Annotated in this window: 14 protein-coding genes and 1 pseudogene; 11 read left to right on the forward strand and 4 right to left on the reverse strand. The window is 59.6% G+C overall.

Annotated features, from left to right (window positions below):
- Positions 1-341 precede the first annotated feature (341 nt).
- The 7 genes from AC1D2Q_RS29200 (at position 342) to AC1D2Q_RS29230 (ending at position 7405) form a co-directional block, all read left to right on the forward strand.
- Positions 342-1256, forward strand: coding sequence for a glutamate/aspartate ABC transporter substrate-binding protein (locus AC1D2Q_RS29200; RefSeq protein WP_477815498.1), 915 nt, complete (start codon positions 342-344; stop codon positions 1254-1256).
- Between the two features lie 164 nt (positions 1257-1420).
- The gene (locus tag AC1D2Q_RS29205; RefSeq protein ID WP_477815499.1) at positions 1421-2167 is read left to right on the forward strand and encodes an amino acid ABC transporter permease; all 747 of its coding nucleotides are present in this window, start codon (positions 1421-1423) and stop codon (positions 2165-2167) included.
- The gene (locus tag AC1D2Q_RS29210) at positions 2167-2838 is read left to right on the forward strand and encodes an amino acid ABC transporter permease (RefSeq protein ID WP_477815500.1); all 672 of its coding nucleotides are present in this window, start codon (positions 2167-2169) and stop codon (positions 2836-2838) included. The genes AC1D2Q_RS29205 and AC1D2Q_RS29210 overlap by 1 nt, the downstream gene beginning before the upstream one ends.
- Positions 2835-3569, forward strand: coding sequence for an amino acid ABC transporter ATP-binding protein (locus tag AC1D2Q_RS29215; RefSeq protein WP_477815501.1), 735 nt, complete (start codon positions 2835-2837; stop codon positions 3567-3569). The genes AC1D2Q_RS29210 and AC1D2Q_RS29215 overlap by 4 nt, the downstream gene beginning before the upstream one ends.
- A gap of 271 nt (positions 3570-3840) precedes the next feature.
- Entirely contained in the window at positions 3841-5742 is a 1902-nt protein-coding gene (aauS, locus tag AC1D2Q_RS29220) for a two-component sensor histidine kinase AauS (protein WP_477815502.1), read from the forward strand.
- The gene (gene aauR / locus AC1D2Q_RS29225) at positions 5739-7067 is read left to right on the forward strand and encodes a two-component response regulator AauR (protein ID WP_477815503.1); all 1329 of its coding nucleotides are present in this window, start codon (positions 5739-5741) and stop codon (positions 7065-7067) included. Before aauS ends, aauR begins: the two co-directional genes overlap by 4 nt.
- An 8-nt stretch (positions 7068-7075) precedes the next feature.
- A complete protein-coding gene (locus AC1D2Q_RS29230; protein ID WP_477815510.1) occupies positions 7076-7405 on the forward strand; it encodes a GlpM family protein in 330 nt (109 codons plus the stop codon).
- 145 nt (positions 7406-7550) lie between these two features.
- Here the strand turns inward: AC1D2Q_RS29230 and AC1D2Q_RS29235 are convergent, their stop codons facing one another.
- Positions 7551-8219 carry a DsbA family oxidoreductase gene (locus tag AC1D2Q_RS29235; RefSeq protein ID WP_477815504.1) on the reverse strand — a complete coding sequence of 223 codons (669 nt, stop codon included), beginning with the start codon at positions 8217-8219 and terminating at the stop codon, positions 7551-7553.
- Between the two features lie 486 nt (positions 8220-8705).
- Between AC1D2Q_RS29235 and AC1D2Q_RS29240 the strand changes: the two genes are divergently transcribed.
- On the forward strand, positions 8706-9062 hold the full coding sequence (locus tag AC1D2Q_RS29240) for a DUF6124 family protein (protein ID WP_477815505.1): 357 nt from the start codon (positions 8706-8708) through the stop codon (positions 9060-9062).
- Between the two features lie 88 nt (positions 9063-9150).
- Here AC1D2Q_RS29240 and AC1D2Q_RS29245 read toward each other — a convergent pair whose 3' ends face one another.
- Positions 9151-10170 (reverse strand): alpha/beta fold hydrolase, encoded by a 1020-nt coding sequence (locus AC1D2Q_RS29245; protein ID WP_477815506.1) that lies wholly within the window; start codon positions 10168-10170, stop codon positions 9151-9153.
- Positions 10171-10427: 257 nt separating this feature from the next.
- Between AC1D2Q_RS29245 and AC1D2Q_RS29250 the strand changes: the two genes are divergently transcribed.
- The gene (locus tag AC1D2Q_RS29250) at positions 10428-11516 is read left to right on the forward strand and encodes a hypothetical protein (RefSeq protein WP_477815507.1); all 1089 of its coding nucleotides are present in this window, start codon (positions 10428-10430) and stop codon (positions 11514-11516) included.
- Positions 11517-11550: 34 nt separating this feature from the next.
- Positions 11551-14439, forward strand: coding sequence for a hypothetical protein (locus tag AC1D2Q_RS29255; RefSeq protein WP_477815508.1), 2889 nt, complete (start codon positions 11551-11553; stop codon positions 14437-14439).
- Between the two features lie 63 nt (positions 14440-14502).
- Here the strand turns inward: AC1D2Q_RS29255 and metE are convergent, their stop codons facing one another.
- Positions 14503-16815 carry a 5-methyltetrahydropteroyltriglutamate--homocysteine S-methyltransferase gene (gene metE / locus AC1D2Q_RS29260; RefSeq protein ID WP_477815509.1) on the reverse strand — a complete coding sequence of 771 codons (2313 nt, stop codon included), beginning with the start codon at positions 16813-16815 and terminating at the stop codon, positions 14503-14505.
- A 119-nt stretch (positions 16816-16934) separates the two neighbouring features.
- On the opposite strand from metE, the gene metR reads away from it, so the two are divergent.
- On the forward strand, positions 16935-17852 hold the full coding sequence (gene metR, locus AC1D2Q_RS29265; RefSeq protein WP_105345031.1) for a transcriptional regulator MetR: 918 nt from the start codon (positions 16935-16937) through the stop codon (positions 17850-17852).
- A gap of 144 nt (positions 17853-17996) precedes the next feature.
- Here the strand turns inward: metR and AC1D2Q_RS29270 are convergent.
- Positions 17997-18192 (reverse strand): annotated as a pseudogene (locus AC1D2Q_RS29270) (IS4 family transposase); the annotation flags it as partial.

Here is an 18192-nt window from a genome sequence, read left to right on the forward strand (position 1 = left end):
CAACAACAGACAGACCGCAGTGCCCCCTTCGCGGGCAAGTCGGATCGCCGCACCGCTCGCTCCTACAGTTTTGCGCGGGTTAATCCATTCGGTTTTCCGAACGCGACTTGTCGGTCGATTCGGTAACCCGGATCAATCAGCAGCAAATTCAACGCCATAAATATTTAATCACCTTATAAATCAATTGCTTGGCCAATATCACCTGGCCTGGCACGAGTCATGCTCTACACTCTCGGACGAATGTTTATTGCGCTACTCCTTCAGGAGCCGCCAGGCATTCGAAGCACCAAAAAAGGCCGATGAACTGGCTCCATAAAAAAAACAATGTCGAGGAAAATTTGATGCGCATCGTTCCCCATCTCCTGGGCGCAGCCATTGCTGCCGCTCTGATTAGCACTCCAGTTTTCGCCGCCGAACTCACCGGCACACTGAAGAAGATCAAAGAGTCCGGCACCATCACCCTCGGGCATCGTGACGCTTCCATTCCGTTTTCCTACATCGCGGACGCTTCCGGCAAACCGGTTGGCTACTCCCACGATATCCAGCTGAAAATCGTCGAAGCCATCAAGAAAGACCTGGACATGCCCAACCTCCAGGTCAAGTACAACCTGGTGACCTCGCAAACCCGTATCCCGCTGGTGCAGAACGGCACCGTGGACGTCGAGTGCGGCTCCACCACCAACAACGTCGAGCGTCAGCAACAAGTTGACTTCTCCGTCGGCATCTTCGAAATCGGCACCAAGCTGCTGGCCAAGAAAGACTCGCCCTACAAAGACTTCGCCGACCTCAAAGGCAAGAACGTCGTGACCACCGCCGGCACCACGTCCGAGCGCATCCTCAAGTCGATGAACGCCGACAAGCAGATGGGCATGAACGTGATCTCCGCCAAAGACCATGGCGAATCCTTCCAGATGCTGGAAACCGGCCGTGCCGTGGCGTTCATGATGGACGACGCCTTGCTGGCCGGGGAAATGGCCAAGGCCAAGAAGCCGGATGACTGGGCCGTGACCGGCACACCACAATCGTTCGAAATCTACGGCTGCATGGTCCGCAAGGGCGACGCACCGTTCAAGAAAGCCGTCGATGACGCAATCATCGCGACCTACAAGTCGGGCGAGATCAACAAGATCTACGAAAAATGGTTCATGCAGCCAATCCCGCCAAAAAACCTGAACCTGAACTTCCCGATGAGCGACGAGCTCAAGACCCTGATCGCCAATCCGACCGACAAAGCGGCTGACGAAAAGAAGTCCTGATTTCTGACTAACGTTACCCCCTGAGAAGGCCTCTGCCCTTTCAGGGGTTGTCACTCCCTGCTGGCATTTCTGGAAACACTCGAACCGGTGGTTGTCGAGCCGTTCGCGTGTGCCTGACCGTCATCGGGCACTTGTACATCGATCGAATCCGAGGGGAGACCCTAATGAATTACAACTGGGACTGGGGCGTGTTCTTCAAGTCCACCGGCGTGGGCAGCGAAATTTATTTCGACTGGTACCTCTCTGGCTTGGGCTGGACCATCGCCATCGCCGTCGCCGCCTGGATCATCGCGCTGCTGCTGGGCTCGATCCTGGGCGTCATGCGCACGGTGCCGAATCGCATCGTATCGGGCATCGCGACCTGCTACGTCGAACTCTTCCGTAACGTGCCACTGCTGGTGCAGCTGTTCATCTGGTACTTCCTGGTGCCCGACCTGCTGCCGCAAAACCTGCAGGACTGGTACAAGCAGGACCTGAACCCGACCACCTCGGCTTTCCTCAGCGTCGTCGTGTGCCTGGGCCTGTTCACCACGGCCCGGGTTTGCGAACAAGTGCGCACCGGTATCCAGGCGCTGCCCCGCGGCCAGGAATCCGCCGCTCGCGCCATGGGTTTCAAGCTGCCGCAGATCTACTGGAACGTGCTGCTGCCCCAGGCTTACCGCATCATCATTCCGCCGCTTACCTCGGAATTCCTGAACGTGTTCAAGAACTCCTCCGTCGCGTCGCTGATCGGCCTGATGGAGCTGCTAGCGCAGACTAAACAGACCGCCGAGTTCTCCGCCAACCTGTTCGAAGCCTTCACTTTGGCAACGCTGATCTACTTCACGCTGAACATGAGCCTGATGCTGCTGATGCGCGCGATCGAGAAGAAAGTCGCCGTACCGGGCCTGATTTCCGTAGGGGGTAAATGATGGAATTCGACTTCTCGGGCATCATTCCGTCCCTGCCGGGTTTGTGGAACGGCATGGTCATGACCCTCAAGCTGATGGCCCTGGGCGTAAGTGGCGGGATCATCCTCGGCACCATCCTGGCCCTGATGCGCCTGTCCCACAGCAAACTGCTGTCGAACCTGGCCGGCGCCTACGTCAACTACTTCCGCTCGATCCCGCTGCTGCTGGTCATTACCTGGTTCTACCTGGCGGTTCCGTTCGTACTGCGCTGGATCACCGGCGAAGACACCCCGATCGGCGCATTCGCCTCGTGCATCGTGGCGTTCATGATGTTCGAAGCGGCGTACTTCTGCGAAATCGTCCGGGCCGGCGTGCAGTCGATTCCCAAGGGTCAGATGGGCGCTGCCCAGGCCCTGGGTATGGAATACGGCCAGATGATGCGGTTGATCATCCTGCCGCAAGCGTTCCGCAAGATGACCCCGCTGCTGTTGCAACAGAGCATCATCCTGTTTCAGGACACCTCGCTGGTCTACGCGGTCGGCCTGGTGGACTTCCTCAATGCCTCGCGCGCCAGTGGCGACATCATTGGTCGCTCCAATGAGTTCCTGATCTTCGCGGGGCTCACGTACTTCACAATCAGCTTTGCCGCCTCGCTGCTGGTCAAGCGTCTGCAAAAAAGGTTCGCCGTATGATCTCTATCAAGAACGTCAACAAGTGGTATGGGGACTTCCAGGTACTGACTGATTGCAGCACCGAGGTCAAAAAAGGCGAAGTGATTGTGGTGTGCGGGCCGTCCGGCTCCGGCAAATCCACCCTGATCAAGTGCGTCAACGCCCTGGAGCCGTTCCAGAAAGGTGACATCGTGGTCGACGGCACCTCCATCGCCGACCCGAAGACCAACCTGCCGAAACTGCGCTCGCGCGTGGGCATGGTGTTCCAGCATTTCGAACTGTTCCCACACCTGACCATCACCGAAAACCTGACCATCGCGCAGATCAAGGTGTTGGGCCGCAGCAAGGAAGAAGCCACCAAGAAAGGCCTGCAACTGCTTGAGCGCGTCGGGCTGTCCGCCCATGCGCATAAGCATCCTGGCCAGCTATCCGGCGGCCAGCAACAGCGTGTGGCGATTGCCCGTGCGCTGGCGATGGACCCGATCGTCATGCTGTTCGACGAACCGACCTCGGCGCTGGACCCGGAAATGGTCAACGAAGTGCTGGACGTGATGGTGCAACTGGCCCACGAGGGCATGACCATGATGTGCGTGACCCACGAAATGGGCTTCGCCCGCAAGGTCGCGGACCGGGTGATCTTCATGGATGCCGGCAAGATCATCGAAGACTGCAGGAAAGAAGAGTTCTTCGGCGACATCAACGCCCGCTCCGAGCGTGCGCAGCATTTCCTCGAGAAGATTCTGCAGCACTAAGAAGGAAGACACCGCTCCCCAATTGTAGGAGCGGGCCTTTGTGGCGAGGGGACTGCTGTGGCGAGGGGGCTTGCCCCCGTTGGACTGCGTAGCAGTCCCAATACCTGAATACTCGGATTGTCAGATACAACCCGAATCCAGATATTGGGGCCGCTTCGCGACCCAACGGGGGCAAGCCCCCTCGCCACAAAAGCCCCCTCGGCACACAGCAACTCCCACGGGGCCCGTGGGGATATGGATATTGTGTTGTGGTTGACCCAAGGCATCTGTGATGAAATGCGACTCCAATCTCTATCGCGCCGCGCCGCCATCACTCGCCGTGAAACCCCGTTTGATTCGCCATCTGTTCCTGCCGCCGCTGATCATCGCCCTGATGATCGGATTGGGTTACATCGGCTTCTGGGTCAGTGAACACTACGGCATTCGCAGCCTCAGCGAGAACGGCCAGCGTCAGCTGGAACTGCACGCCCGCGCCGTCGAAAGCGAGATCAGCAAATACACCTACCTGCCCAGCCTGCTGGAACTCGAATCGAGTGTTTCCCAGCTGCTGGCCGACCCGTCGCCGGAACTCCGGCAGACGGTCAACGAATACCTGGAAGGCCTGAACCGGCGCAGCCGCAGTCGGGCCATCTATGTGATGGACACCACCGGTCGCGTACTGGCCACCAGCAACTGGCGCGATGTCGACAGTTATCTGGGCGAAGACCTGTCTTTCCGCGCTTACTTCCAGAACGCCGTGCGCGGCCAGCCGGGGCGTTTCTACGGCATCGGCAGCACCAGCGGCGAACCCGGCTATTACCTGGCTCATGGCCTGGAGGAACATGGCAAGATCACCGGCGTCGCGGTGGTCAAGGTGCGCCTCGAAGCCATGGAAGAACGCTGGCAGCGCGCGCGCCTGGAAGCGTTCGTCAGCGATGAGAACGGCATCATCATCCTCTCCAGCGATCCGGCGCGGCGGCTCAAGTCGGTGTTGCCGTTGAGCGACGACACCAAGGAACGCCTGGCCCGCAGCCTCCAGTACTACTGGTATCCGCTGAATGAACTGCAACCGCTGGCCCGAGAGAAACTGGCTGAAGGTGAGGAAAAACTGACCTTCCCCGCCAACAGCGAACTGGTGTCCGACGAAGAGAACATCAGCTACCTGTCGCAAACCCGACCGCTGAGCGACACCCCGTGGAATTTCACCCTGCTCACGCCCCTGCAAGACCTGCGGCGTGAAGCGATCAATCAGGGAATCCTGGTGGCGGTGGCGTTTGCCCTGGTGGCATTCCTGCTGATCGCCTGGAACGAGCGCCGCAAGGTGATCGCCACACGCCTCGCGGCGCGGGAAGCCTTGCAGGAAGCCAACAATCAACTGGAGCGTCGGATTACCGAACGCACCACCGACCTGCGCGCCAGCAACGAACGGCTCAAGGGTCAGATTCGTGAACGCCGGCAGGCTGAAGAAACCTTGCGCCGCGCTCAGGATGAACTGGTCCAGGCCGGCAAACTGGCCGCCATCGGCCAGATGTCCACCAGCATCGCCCACGAATTGAACCAACCGCTGGCAGCCTTGCGGACCTTGTCCGGCAACACCGTGCGCTTTCTGGAGCGCGGTCAGCTGGATGTGGCCAGCACCAACCTCAAGACCATCAATGAACTGATCGACCGCATGGGCCGGATTACCGCCAGCCTGCGTTCCTTCGCCCGGCGCGGCGATGACCAGGGCCAGGCCAGCCTCGGCAAAGGCGTGGATGCCGCCCTGCAACTGCTGGGCAGTCGGATGGAAAGCGTGCCGCTGCAACTGCATCGCGATTTCACCGACGTGCAGGTGCAGATCGACCAGACCCGTCTGGAGCAGATCCTGGTCAACCTGATCGGCAATGCGCTCGATGCCATGCAGTCGCAGCCCCAACCGACGTTGTGGCTCGAAGGCGAGGAATTCGACGGCAAGTATCGCCTGCGGGTGCGCGACAACGGCCATGGCATCGATGCCGAAGCGCGCAAGCATCTGTTCGAACCGTTCTTCACCACCAAACCCGGCGAACAAGGCCTGGGCCTCGGCCTGACGCTTTCAGCCAGCCTGGCCGCCGCCACCGGCGGGCATCTGGGTGTCGAACACCCGGCCAGCGGTGGCACCACCTTCGTCCTCAGTTTACCGTTGGTAAGCCCCACTCCCGCCGAGCCAATATGAACAACGACCTTAGTGTGCTGATCGTCGAAGACGACCCCCATGTCCTGCTCGGTTGCCAACAGGCGCTGACCCTGGAAGACATTCCCTGCGTGGGCGTCGGCAGCGCTGAAGAAGCGCTGGAGCGGGTTGGCGATAACTTCGCCGGCATCGTCATCAGCGACATCCGCCTGCCGGGCATCGATGGCCTGGAACTGCTGACCCGGCTCAAGGCCCGTGATCGCAGCCTGCCGGTGGTGTTGATTACCGGCCATGGCGACATCTCGATGGCCGTCGGCGCGATGCAGAAAGGCGCCTACGACTTCATGGAGAAACCCTTCTCCCCCGAACGCCTGGTGGACGTCGCCCGCCGCGCGCTGGAGCAACGTAGCCTGGCGCGGGAAGTCTCTTCGTTGCGCCGGCAATTGGCGGAACGCGATTCCCTCGAAGGCCGGATCATCGGTCGCTCGCCGGCCATGCAGAACCTGCGGGAGCTGATCGCCAACGTCGCCGATACGTCGGCCAACGTGCTGATCGAAGGCGAGACCGGCACCGGCAAGGAACTGGTTGCGCGCTGCCTGCACGACTTCAGCCGCCGGCACAGCAAACAGTTCGTCGCGCTGAACTGCGGTGGCCTGCCGGAGAACCTGTTCGAAAGCGAAATCTTCGGCCACGAGGCCAACGCTTTCACCGGTGCCGGCAAACGGCGGATCGGCAAGATCGAACACGCCGATGGCGGCACGCTGTTCCTCGACGAAGTGGAAAGCATGCCGCTGCCGTTGCAGATCAAACTGCTGCGGGTGCTGCAGGAACGCACCCTCGAACGCCTGGGTTCGAACCAGAGCGTGGAGGTGGATTGCCGGGTGATCGCCGCGACCAAGTCCGATCTGGATGAGTCGAGCAAGGCCGGCGAGTTTCGCAGCGACCTGTATTACCGCCTGAACGTGGTCACCCTGGAACTGCCACCGCTGCGCGAACGCCGCGAAGACATCCTGCAATTGTTCGAGCACTTTTTGCAGCAGTCATCCCTGCGCTTCGACCGCGCCGTGCCGGAACTGGACAACCAGACTCTGTCGACCCTGATGAGCCACGACTGGCCGGGCAATGTGCGCGAACTGCGCAACGTCGCCGAACGCTTCGCCCTCGGCCTGCCGGCCTTCAAAAAAACCGGCGCCAGCGGCAGCAATCAGGGCCTGGCCTTCGCCGAAGCGGTGGAAGCCTTCGAACGCAACCTGCTCAGTGACGCCTTGCAGCGCAGCGGCGGCAACCTGACCCAGGCCAGTCAGGAACTGGGGATGGCCAAGACCACGCTGTTCGACAAAGTGAAGAAATACGGGCTGAGCCACTGATGGACCTGATTTTCAAGGCAACCCTGGGTGCGGCGGTGGTAGTGATCCTCGCCATGCTGGCCAAGACCAGAAACTATTACATCGCAGGCCTGGTGCCGCTGTTTCCGACCTTTGCGCTGATCGCTCATTACATTGTCGGCAAGGGGCGTTCGCTGGATGACCTGAAGACCACCATCGTGTTTGGCATGTGGTCGATCATTCCGTACTTCGTCTACCTGGCGACCTTGTATGTGATGGTCGACCGGATGCGCCTGGAGGCTTCACTGGCAGTGGCGGCGGTGGCGTGGTTGATGGCAGCGACGGTGCTGGTCAGCGTGTGGGTGCGCTTGCACGCTTAAATTCAAAGATCGCGGCTTGCGGCATTGGCAATACCTGTAGGAGCTGCCGAAGGCTGCGATCTTTTGATCTTGATTTGTTTCCAGACCGCTGAAGGTCAAGGTCAAAAGATCGCAGCCTGCGGCAGCTCCTACGCAGATCGAGCCATTAACCGTGGACTGTGCCGCCCTTGGCTTCACTCATGATCTGGCGGATCGCACCAACAAACGCTTCCACCGGCTGCCCGCCAGTAACGGCGTACTGCCCGTTGAACACCACCGTCGGCACTGAACTCACGCCGCGCGATAACCACAACTGCTCTTCCTCGCGAACTTCTTTGGCAAACTCATCGGACGCCAGAATCGCCTCGGCCCGCTGCCGGTCCAGCCCCACGCTTTCGGCGATCCGGGCCAACTGCGCGTGATCGGATGGATTGCCGCCCTCAGTGAAATACGCCTTGAACAGCGCCTCTTTCAGGTTGAACTGCAACCCTTGCAACCCCGCCCAGTGCAGCAAGCGATGAGCATCAAAGGTGTTGTAGATGCGGCTGTTGCCGTCCGTGCGAAAGGCAAACCCGACCTCGGCGCCACGCGCGCGGATCATTTCGCGGTTCTTCTGCGACTGCTCTGGCGTCGAGCCGTATTTTTCGGTGATGTGTTCGGTGATGTTCTGCCCTTCGGGGCCCATTTTCGGGTTCAGCTCGAACGGCTGGAAACGGATCTCGGCCTGGACTTCGTCACCCAGCAAATCCAAAGCACGGGTCAGGCCGTACAGACCGACGACGCACCAGGGGCAGGACACGTCGCTGACGAAATCGATTTTCAGGGGGGTACTCATCATTTACCTCACAGGCTTGAATCGCGCCGGAAAGTTTGAACGATACACCCGCAAGCTGAGCCTGTGTGGCAGCCGTTCCGCTATCCCTGTGGGAGCCGGGTTTGTCCGCTCCCACAAGGATTTCGGGTGTTTGGGAGGGCGTGTTTAGATCTGTTTAGCGTTACTTCCTGAAAGCTACAGCGCCTTGCGTCGTCGCCTACAACCACGTCAGAATCCGCTGGCTTGTGCGCCTGGAGGCCTGTCGGTAACTTGATTCCCGTCACTGATTCCCAGTGATCGGGTTTAGTAGCCCGGCTAATTCTTCCAAATTGGCTGCACATACATCTTTCAGTCAGGCACTCGCCTGCACTTGATGGTAGCTGTGCGCATGGCGCCCTCGGGCGCGCCGGTTTTGGAAGGTGTCCGGTCTACTAACTTGCGCACAGCCGCCACCCTTCCGTTTAGTAGCGAGAAAGGTTGCGACTCTACTGACAGGACTATCTTCCAATGTTCAAAATTACACCCAATCCGCCGGAAACCGGCGACGTTTCCCCCTACGAAACCCCAGACTCCAAAAAGCTCAACGAAGCCGCCGAGCGCGCCCTCGATTACTACCTCAAACCGGTCATTCCCAAAGACACCCCACGCAAACCCAGCACCCTTTACCTCGTCGCCCCCAACGCCGATAACGAAACCCTGCTGGTCAACGCCTGCGAGTCCCTGGCGGCGGCGAGCGTGATGTTGAGTGACTTTGCGGGGCAGCTGAATGGCCCGCAGCGCAATACCGTGCTCGGCATCCAGAACTCCGTCATGCTGGGTGACCTGGCGGTGAACCGGATGCTCGATAACTTCGTCCCAACGTAAAACAGCTTCCTCTGTAGTTGAGGCGCTCTTGTGGCGAGGGAGCTTGCTCCCTCGCCACAAGAGCGCGCTCCCACATTTGGATTGGGAACTACAGAAGATTGGGAGTTGCCACAGGATCGATCTGCGCCCAGTGCGAGGTGTCTTCGCGATGGGCCTGCAAATACGGCAACACCGCCGCCAGCAACGGCGCCTTGAACGCTTCCTGAAAACGATGGGCCAGCCCCGGAATCAACTTCAACTGACTGCCACGAATGTGTGCCGCCAGATGCACACCATGCATCACCGGCAACAACGGATCAGCGGTGCCGTGAACCACCAGCGTCGGCACGCGCAGTTGGTTGAGCAGATCCACACGACTGCGCTCGGCAAGGATCGCCATGATCTGGCGCTTAACGCCTTCCGGGTTAAAAGCCCGGTCATAAGACAGCGCAGCTTGATGCAGCAACACCTGACGATCATCACTCACTGACGGGCTGCCCAGCGCCGCCAGCAAATCGGCCTGCTGCTCCAGCGCCACTTCGCGACTTGGCGCGCTACGACGGGCGAGCAACTGCAGCAGCGCCGCACTCGGCGCCGGCAAGCCTTCGGCTCCGGAACTGGTCATGATCAGGGTCAGGCTCTCGACCCGTTGCGGTGCCATCGCCGCCATGTGCTGGGCAATCATCCCGCCCATGCTCGCGCCCAACACGTGGAATTGATCGACGTGCAACGCGTCCATCAGGCCAAAGGCATCGTCCGCCATGTCGGTCAGGGTATAAGGCGCCGACACTGGCAACCCGAGTTTGTAGCGCAGCACTTCGAAGGTCAGGTTGGCGTCGGCAGGCGCTTGCCGCCACGTGGAGAGGCCGACATCGCGATTGTCATAACGAATCACCCGGAAACCCTGCTGACACAGCGCGACCACCACCTCGTCCGGCCAGTGAATCAACTGCCCGCCCAGACCCATCACCAGCAATAACGCAGGGTCCGAAGCACGGCCGATGCTCTGGTACGCCAAGCTCACCTGCGCCAGATCGGCATGTTCGGTTGGAACGTTGACGTCGCAACGAGACGCCGCCAAAGACGGCAGGCCAAACAACAGAGCGGCCAGAAAAATGAATACACGCATGAAAAAACACCAAAACGCAGAACCCCAGTAGAGCGCGAGTCTGATGAAGTTTGATCAAGCGCGCTGCCACAGTTACGTGACAGTTTGATGAAGAGTGCCGAGTGGTCGTGGGCTCGCGCCAACTCGCGGAAGGTCAGACCGTTCGTCCGATACGCTCTCCTACCTGTCAAATCTGACAGTAGCCAGTGCCTGCTGCCCGACATTTAATGAATCACCCCAATGAAACGGCACCGCGCGCCCTGGCCGGAGAGTAAATCATGAGTACTAATGAGCAGATCCTCGAAGCCAGCCCGGCTCGATTCGCAGCAGAGTTAATGAAAGACAGTCTGATGGATGTGCCGGGTGCGATCCGTACCGTCGAGGGCGCGGAGGTCGGTATCAACCGGGCTTTGGTCAGGGGCAATCCGGCGGGGCTGCGGATCATCATTCCCCCCACGGGTAACCCAGCGGGTAAACGGATTGCGGTGTATTTCACCGGCAAAGAGCAACCGGTGTTGTCGTTCGATGTACCGGCCGATTATGACGGCAACGCTTTCATCCAATACATCACCGCAAAGCAAATACCGGAGGGGTTCAGTGAGCTGTTCTACACACTCGCCGATGAAGCGTCCAAACACCTGAAAGTGCTGGTCAAAACCGTCGTACCGGTGGGGAACGATCCGCAGCCGAACATCCCCGGGCATTCCCTTCTGCTGCCCCCCGAAATCACCACAACAGTGCTCGACGGCCAACAGGACGAAACCGTAAGAATTCTGCCATGGCCAGGCATGCATCTAGATGACCAGGTGATGCTGCAGTTCTCCGACTTGCGCCTTCTGAGCCAGGTAGAGAAGGTCGGCGAACCGGTCTTCTTCACGCTTCGTAAGGAAGACATTGCTCGCCATGGCGATGGCCAATCGTTGATGCATTACTGGATCAGCGACAACGTCGAGAACCCGGCGCCGGCTCACTCGCTGGGGACGTCGGTGACGATCAAGACTAGTACTGAGCGTTTACCTCCACCCACGGTGGACATCGATCAGCAGCACGCCGTTTACCTCGGCAAACTGGGGAGCCAGCCCCTCACGGTTACCCTCGACACCGCTTCAGGGCGCTTCACCAAAGGCGACAAGGTCGAACTCCATTGGCGAGGCGAGCTGGTCACTCAAACGCTGGAGCTCGTCACCCAGGAACTGACCGTCGGCGCAGCGCCGAAACTGACCTTCAACATTCCGAACGCGATCGTGCAACGACTGGCCGGTGGCTGGGCTCACGTGTATTTCAACTGGCTCAAGGCGGGCAACGAAGCACAGTTGTCCTCGTTCATCGACATTTTCATCGTTGGCAACACTCGCAGGATCGACTGACCTGCGCGCGCTCACTCTAAACAGGTAACCCTCCATGAGTATTTTTAATGTCCCCATTCATAGTGAAAGCTCCGTCATCGATGACCGGCAAATCAACGTCCTCCGCCCTTTGCCCAAACGCGAGCCTGGGTCATACGGCCTCTACAACATCAGCCTGCCCATCATCACCAATATGGTCACCGGTATTCCTGCGGATGAAAACGTGTTGGGCGGTATCAATCTGGCCATGACGCTTAACGAGCTGGATGTGGTAATCGATCCGTGGGAGGAGATGGACCGCGATGATTTCACTGTCCAGGCGACCTATGCCGGAGAGCCCCCGTTCTCTGTAGTGGCCGACAGCGTTAAAGACACCGAGCTGGGTCAACGTATCTTTCGGCCCCTGCCGGCCAATCAGCTCAGGGATGGCATCTGTGAACTGCGCGTCGGCGTTCGCCGGATCAGTAATCCCGGAGGTGACTATACGTTTGGAGCACCATTGACGCTGCTGATCAAAACCATCCTGCCAGGTGGGCCGGACCCGGATCCCAAGGAGCCCTACCACCAGAGCCTGCCACCGATTCAGGTGGACAAGGACGTCCTGCTCAATGGCGTGACCAAGGATTATCTCGACGAGTACAGCGGGTTGCCTTGCGTTATCCCGGCCTACCCATTCATGCGCAAGAACTCAGTGATCATTCTTCATTACGGCGCGCAGAATGTACCGCTGCCCCGGGTGACCGCCGCCCAGGTTGGCTCGCCAATCCGCTTCACGATCCCTCGCAGCGTAATCGAACGGGAAGGGACGGCCATTCCGCTGAAGCTCAACCACTCGATCATGGACGTGGTGGAAAACCGCACTGCCGCGCCGTCGATTCCGGTGTTCTTCAACGCCAACCCCACACTCGACTTGCTGGAGGCCCCGATCGTCGACCAGTCCGACGAAAACGATCGCCTCGATATCGTCGCGCTGAACGGCGAAGACGTGTTGACCATCATCAGCACACGAAAAATCAGCTTTATGCCGGGCGACAAAGTGAAAATGCAATGGCTGGGGGTGGATTCGGGTGGCCGCGAAGTGCCCGATGAACAAGTGTGGCAGCCGACCCAATCGACCCGTACACACGACTTTCCGATCCCTTACTACAAGGCTCGCCTCATCTCGCGCGGTTCAGCCACCGTCGATTACAAACACACCCGTGGCACGACGATCACCGACTCCAGAAAAGCCTACGTCACGGTGACCGGCCTGCCCGTCCTGCTGCTACCACCCGAAGTGCCAGAAGCCATCGGCGGGTCGGTGCCTGCGCAAACACCGGTGGCGCATGTGATCGTAAAAAGTCAGCCGGGCGCCATCATCCTCGGCGATGTCTTGCGAGTTTACTGGCGCGTGACGCGCGTCGATGGCTCGCAGTACACCTTCGAAACTCAACGCAGCGTCAGTGAGGCGCTGGTCGATAAAGATATCTCCTTCGATATTCCCGCGACGGAAATAGAAAGAGGCGATGGCGGCCGGCTGACCGTCTCATGTCAGGTTTTTCGCCCTCTCGTCCAGCCGCAGCTCTCAGAACAATTGTTGCTGTTTATCGGCGACACGCTGAGTGAATTGCCGCCACCCGAAGTCCCGGCGGTCAGGGACGAGACGCTGGTTCCCGAGAACGTTCCACTCGGGGCCGAGGTGATCATCAAGCCCTATGACGGCATGCGCGACCAGGACCTGGTCAAACTGGACTTTGTCGGCGTCAACCCACAAAGCTCTTGGTCCCGGACATGGGATGCGCTGAAACCCGAAGAGGTGGGCCGAAGCCTGACCGAGCGCATTCCGTTCGAGGTGCTGGTTGCCAATCGCAATCAGGAAGTCGGACTGATCTATACCGTGACCAATCGCTTTTCGGGCCGGATACGCACCAGTCAAAAACTGCGCTTCAGGATCGCGATGCCTGTTCCGGCCCCGGACATCACAATGATCAGGAACGCTGCCGGTATCGAGATCCCTCGCGACAGCCAAACGTTCAGTAACAGCGCAACGCTCTCAGGCACGGCAGGCGTCAGTGTGCCGGTGGAAATCCGCAATAACGGCAAAGTGCTCGCAACCGTGACCTCGACTCCGCAACGGACATGGTCGTACCTGATCACCCCACTGGCACCCGGCGCCTACAGCTTTACGGTGCAAACGCCGGACAGCAACAGACCGTCTGCCGCATGGGCCTTCACGGCGGTTGAATCGACGGTGCCCACCGTCAACTTCGTACGAGCGCCAGACGAGAGAATCCCCCACAATGGCGGGACTTACTATCAATCCAGAATCACCATCACCGGGACGGCCACATCGGGACACCGGATCGATATTCGGGATGGCGCCACCTTGTTGGGTAGGGTGACCGCCATCGGGGGCATCTGGATCCTGGGCGAACGCAATTATTCAGTCGGTCGTCATACCATCACGGCGACCTCCACCGATGGCAGCAATCACGTTTCGCAGCCGTACGTCTTTACGGTGCAAGAAGGACTGAGGGAAGACACGACAAATTTCTACCATCAGACTTTCAACAATTGGAGGACGGGCAATGCGGCGCCTGCCGGGGACTTGACCTTGTTCTTCAGCCCGACTCATGGCCAGTACGTTTTGAAAAACTACACGTACACCAACGCTTCGGCCGGGAACTTGCTGAACAAGACCTTCAACAACTTTACTCCTTACGCCACCTACACTTTCACGATACGAGTCGCCCGTTTCGACGGTCGGTTTGCTTACCCGATTCTTTCGCTGCGCACTAATGCAGAGAGCAGCCCGGGATTGCATATCACCCATGATGCGATGCAGAACTACACGCTGCGTTTCACTCCCACCACACCTCGACAGACGCTGTACATCGACAGCTGGTTGTCCACCGGTGTCGGCAATGACTCGGTTACAGCGTGGATTCAAATCGTTCGGCAGTAAGCACAAGAAAGCCCGCTGACCGTCACCGGTTCAGCGGGCTTTTCATTTCAACCTCAGCAACACTTACGCCAACTGACTGCGCAACTGCCGAGCCGCCGCCACCATATTGACCAACGCCGCCTCAGTCTCCGGCCACGCCCGGGTCTTCAACCCGCAATCCGGGTTCACCCACAACCGCTCCGCCGGAATACGCTTCACGGCTTTGCTCATCAACTTGACCATCTCGGCCGTGTCCGGCACCCGTGGCGAGTGGATGTCGTAGACGCCCGGGCCGATGTCGTTCGGGTAGTCGAAGGCTTCGAAGGCCTCCAGCAATTCCATGTCCGAGCGCGAGGTTTCGATGGTGATGACGTCGGCGTCCATGGCCGCGATGGATTCGATCACGTCATTGAATTCGCTGTAGCACATGTGGGTGTGGATCTGGGTTTCGTCACCCACACCCGATGCACTCAGGCGGAACGCTTCCACGGCCCAATCGAGGTATTCCTGCCATTGCGCCCGGCGCAGTGGCAGGCCTTCGCGGAATGCGGCTTCGTCGATCTGCACGATCTTGATGCCGGCAGCTTCCAGGTCGATCACTTCATCACGCAGGGCCAACGCCAACTGCTGCGCCTGGATTTTGCGCGAAACGTCTTCGCGCGGGAACGACCACATCAGCATGGTCACGGGACCGGTGAGCATGCCTTTCATGACCTTGTCGGTCAGGCTCTGGGCATAGGTGATCCAGTCGACGGTCATCGCGTTCGGGCGGCTCAGGTCGCCGTAGATGATCGCCGGTTTGACGCAGCGCGAACCGTAGCTCTGGACCCAGCCGAACCGGGTGAAGGCATACCCCTCAAGCTGTTCGGCGAAGTACTCGACCATGTCGTTGCGTTCGGCTTCACCGTGCACCAGCACGTCCAGGCCCAGGCGTTCCTGGATTTGCACGGCGTGGCGGATTTCGCTGTGCATGGCATCGGTGTAATCGTTGGCCGAGAGCTTGCCTTGCTTGAAGGCCTGACGGGCCAGGCGGATCGAACCGGTTTGCGGGAACGAGCCGATGGTGGTCGTCGGGAATGCCGGCAGTTGCAGGCGAGCGCGTTGCTGTTCGATGCGTTTGGCAAACGGCGAATGGCGTTGGCTGTCCGCCGCGCCGATGGCGTTGATGCGGGCCTGAACATCCGCCTTGTGGATACGCGCCGATTGGGCGCGGCTGGCCGCAATGGCGCGGCTTTCAGCCAGGGCGGCTTGCACCTTGGGCGCTTGCGGATCGTTCAGGGCATCGCGCAGCACGGCGATCTCACCGCACTTCTGCACGGCAAACGCCAGCCAGCTTTTCAGTTCGGGGTCGAGTTTGTCTTCACGCGCAAGATCCACCGGGCTATGCAGCAGCGAGCAGGAACTGCTGACCCACAAGTTATCGCCGAAGCGCTCCTGGGCAAATTGCAGTTGTGCCAGGGCTTGCTCCAATTCGCAGCGCCAGACGTTGCGGCCGTTGACCAGCCCCACCGAGAGAATCTTGTAGGTCGGCAGTCGATCCAAAACCTGGCCGAGCTGATCCGGCGAACGCACCGCGTCAATGTGCAAACCTTGTACAGGCAGGCCGACGGCCAGCCCGAGATTGTCTTCCAGGCCACTGAAGTAGGTGGCCACGAGTTTTTTCAGCGGCGAGTATTGGAGGATGTGGTAAGCGCGTTCGAAAGCGTTTTTCCAGGCCTGTGGCAGATCGAGGGTCAGGATCGGTTCGTCGATCTGCACCCATTCCACGCCTTGGGCGGCGAGGCGGCCGAGGATTTCGCCGTAGATCGGCAGCAGGCGCTCCAGCAGGTCGAGCTTGTCGAAGTCGTTGCCTTTGGCTTTGCCCAGCCACAGGTAAGTCAGCGGGCCGATGATCACCGGTTTGACGTTGTGGCCGAGGGCCTTGGCTTCTTCGACTTCATCGAACAGCTGTTCCCAACTCAGTTTGAATGGTTGGTCTGCGCTGAATTCCGGGACCAGGTAGTGGTAGTTGGTGTCGAACCACTTGGTCAGTTCCTGGGCGTATTGCGCCTTGGCATGTTCGCCGCCGCAGCAGGTCGCGGTGGCACCACGCGCCATGGCGAACAAGGTGTCGAGGGTCGGCAGGCCGCGTTCATCCTTGACGCTGTCGAAACGCTCGGGGATCACACCGAAGGTCAGCGAATGGGTCAGCACCTGGTCGTACCAGGCGAAGTCGCCCACGGGCAGCAGGTCGATGCCGGCGTCTTTCTGCAATTGCCAGTGGGTGGCGCGCAGTTGGCGGCCGACGCTTTTCAGCGCGTCCTGATCGAGGTCGCCCTTCCAGTAGGCTTCGAGGGCTTTTTTCAGTTCGCGGTCGGCACCGATGCGCGGAAAACCAAGTGTGTGGGCCAGAGCCATGGTGAATTTCTCTCTCTAAAGGATGCTGTAAAACATGCTGCTATTGTCGACAGCTCAGCCAACATGAGACAAACTCAACCTTTTCGTGTTGATCACAAGTTTTCCTCATGGAGCCCTCGGTGCTTGAAATCCGTCACCTGAAAACCCTCCACGCCCTGCGCGAAGCCGACAGCCTGGTGGATGCGGCCGACCGCCTGCACCTGACCCAGTCGGCGCTGTCCCACCAGTTCAAGGAGCTGGAAGAACGCATGGGCATGCCGCTGTTCGTGCGCAAGACCAAACCGGTACGCTTCACCAGTGCCGGCTTGCGCCTGCTGCAACTGGCCGACGCCACCCTGCCGTTGCTGCGCAGTGCCGAGCGTGACATTGCACGACTGGCCGGTGGCACGGCGGGGCGTCTGCACATGGCAATCGAGTGCCACAGTTGCTTCCAGTGGCTGATGCCGACCATCGACCAGTTCCGCGATGCCTGGCCGGAAGTCGAACTGGACCTGGCCTCGGGTTTCTCCTTCGCCCCGCTGCCGGCGCTGGCCCGAGGCGACCTGGACCTGGTGGTGACCTCCGATCCGCTGGAACTGGTGGGCATCACTTACGTGCCGTTGTTCACCTACGAAGCCATGCTCGCGGTGGCGAACCAGCACCGCTTGGCGAACAAGCCGTACATCGTGCCCGAAGACCTGCTCACGGAAACCTTGATCACCTACCCGGTGGAACGCGATCGGCTGGACATCTTCACCCGCTTCCTGGAGCCGGCCGACATCGAACCGGCGCAGGTGCGCACCTCGGAACTGACGGTGATGATGATGCAACTGGTGGCCAGCGGTCGTGGCGTCTGCGGCATGCCTCATTGGGCGCTGCATGAATACAGTTCACGGGGTTATGTGAAGGCCAAGCGACTGGGTGAGAAAGGCTTGTTTGCGACGTTGTATGCCGGGATCCGCGCCGACATGCTGGATGCGCCGTACATGCGCGACTTTTTGCTGACGGCCAAGGACACGTCGTTTTCGACGCTGGATGGGGTTAGTGCGGTGCGATAGAGCAACCGATATTCCGGTTGATCATTCCCACGCTCCCGCGTGGGAATGCCTCAACGGACGCTCTGCGTTCGGCTCTGGAAGGGACGCGGAGCGTCCCGGGCTGCATTCCCACGCAGAGCGTCACTAGTGTCCGGTAAAACCTTTTCAGAGCTGAAGGCTGCCTTGGGCAGCCTTCAGCTCTGTTCGCTTTTGCCTTCGGTATTCAAGGTGTTCGATGCTTAATGGGCGCTCGAACAAACTGTGGGTCAGCCGAATGGCGAAGTCTGAAATAGCCCCCGAACAACCTGAGCGGCGCTGATAAAGGTGCAGCAAAAGGTAGGTAATCAAGGCACTGTAGATC

Source organism: Pseudomonas sp. P1_A1 (assembly GCF_056406935.1).

Coding starts and splice junctions, on each gene's coding strand:
- AC1D2Q_RS29200 (WP_477815498.1), top strand. CDS start 342: ATGCGCATCGTTCCCCATCTCCTGGGCGCAGCCATTGCTGCCGCTCTG.
- AC1D2Q_RS29205 (WP_477815499.1), top strand. CDS start 1,421: ATGAATTACAACTGGGACTGGGGCGTGTTCTTCAAGTCCACCGGCGTG.
- AC1D2Q_RS29210 (WP_477815500.1), top strand. CDS start 2,167: ATGGAATTCGACTTCTCGGGCATCATTCCGTCCCTGCCGGGTTTGTGG.
- AC1D2Q_RS29215 (WP_477815501.1), top strand. CDS start 2,835: ATGATCTCTATCAAGAACGTCAACAAGTGGTATGGGGACTTCCAGGTA.
- aauS (WP_477815502.1), top strand. CDS start 3,841: ATGAAATGCGACTCCAATCTCTATCGCGCCGCGCCGCCATCACTCGCC.
- aauR (WP_477815503.1), top strand. CDS start 5,739: ATGAACAACGACCTTAGTGTGCTGATCGTCGAAGACGACCCCCATGTC.
- AC1D2Q_RS29235 (WP_477815504.1), bottom strand. CDS start 8,219: ATGAGTACCCCCCTGAAAATCGATTTCGTCAGCGACGTGTCCTGCCCC.
- AC1D2Q_RS29240 (WP_477815505.1), top strand. CDS start 8,706: ATGTTCAAAATTACACCCAATCCGCCGGAAACCGGCGACGTTTCCCCC.
- AC1D2Q_RS29245 (WP_477815506.1), bottom strand. CDS start 10,170: ATGCGTGTATTCATTTTTCTGGCCGCTCTGTTGTTTGGCCTGCCGTCT.
- AC1D2Q_RS29250 (WP_477815507.1), top strand. CDS start 10,428: ATGAGTACTAATGAGCAGATCCTCGAAGCCAGCCCGGCTCGATTCGCA.
- AC1D2Q_RS29255 (WP_477815508.1), top strand. CDS start 11,551: ATGAGTATTTTTAATGTCCCCATTCATAGTGAAAGCTCCGTCATCGAT.
- metE (WP_477815509.1), bottom strand. CDS start 16,815: ATGGCTCTGGCCCACACACTTGGTTTTCCGCGCATCGGTGCCGACCGC.